The sequence below is a fragment of the Corynebacterium sp. HMSC074C04 genome (assembly GCF_001838295.1).
GTDB lineage: Bacteria > Actinomycetota > Actinomycetes > Mycobacteriales > Mycobacteriaceae > Corynebacterium > Corynebacterium amycolatum.
The window spans coordinates 1,056,193-1,057,414 of record NZ_KV836272.1 but is presented as its reverse complement, the minus strand read 5'-3'; the positions used below and the strand labels follow the sequence as shown (position 1 = coordinate 1,057,414).

The 1,222-nt window shown below is 66.3% G+C and carries 1 protein-coding gene; it reads right to left on the bottom strand.

The genetic code is table 11. The features are described 5' to 3' along the window. Positions 1 to 1,124: hypothetical protein (locus HMPREF3011_RS11225; protein WP_210401649.1), on the bottom strand; the 1,124-nt coding region annotated here is incomplete at its 3' end. Positions 1,125 to 1,222: the final 98 nt, after the last annotated feature.

The window sequence follows — 1,222 nt, the reverse complement described above, 5'->3', positions numbered from 1 at the left end:
CCGGTGATGACTCGTACTGGGCCGCTGGCCTGGCCTGGACTTCCGGCGGCCCCGGTGAGCGTCTCACCTGCGGGACGATCATCCCGCGACCACCATGCTGGAGCCGCTTGGCGTCGAGCGATGTTGCGTTTAGTGGCGGTCGCGCGTGTTTCTGGCGCTGATGCAGGCTTATTGAGTGCGGTCTCGACCTCAGCCAGGGTGAGGTACTTGAGGTCCTCCGTGGTTTCGAGGGCGTGCCGCTGGTGGAGTCGGGTAGCAATCTCGTCGGTGACGCGGCGGGCGATCACGTAGGCTTCCTCAATGAGGTAGACCGACGCCTCCCGGGCGACATGACCGTTGCGCCAAGCCGTCAGGACACGGGCGAATCCGGGGCGGGCCGGAGCGGGGAGCCGTCGGGTGATCTCGTCGACGAGGTCCTGGTGGGACGATGTGTCGGAGGGGTGTTCGGGCGAACGGCGCACGGCGTCGAGGGTCGCTTCAAGGCTGGTGGGGTCTTCTCGCCAAGAGCGGTGGGAGAACGGGAGGTACAGCTGGTTGGTGCGGGCACCATATAGGTCGAGGAACTGTTTGCGGGCCTCGCGGTAGGCGACGCTGTCGAGGTCGAGGGCTGCGAGGTGGTGGAGGTGTCTGTCGATGGTCACGGTGGTGTAGTCGAGGTTGCCGAGCAGGTCGTAGGCGTTTAGGTCCCGACGCCGGGCCAGTGCCAGGTAGCAACCCAGTCGCAGGGCATTGAGTTGGGCGGGCCCGACGTAGTCGAGGAACCTGGTGCGGGCGATGTCGCTTACGATCTTCAGAACCTGGTCGAGCAGCGACAACAGCTCCTTATCCGGAACGTCGGGGAGGTCCACCGGCAGGACGGCAGCGAGCCGGCTGCGGTAGCTGGCATCGACGGCAGGCCAGCCAGCCGGATCGGGCGCCTTGTAGCCAATCAAACGGCTCAGGCGCCATCCGAGGCGAACATCGGGATAGGCGGCGGTGATCGTGCCGTCCTCCTCCATGGCGATGAGCTGGTCAATGGGGGTGGATGTGATGCCGATGCTGGCCATCCCAGCCTGGAGCTGGCGGTGCATGGGGACGATCGCAGCCAGGTCGAGCGGGTAGGGACCCGGGTAGTGCTCGATCAAATCGGTGTGGAAGGTGCGGGACGCCTTTCCGATTCGGCGCCCGGACACGGTGGTCGTTGGGGGCTTCCGGGTCGCGGCGGGCGCGGATGCGTTAGTGG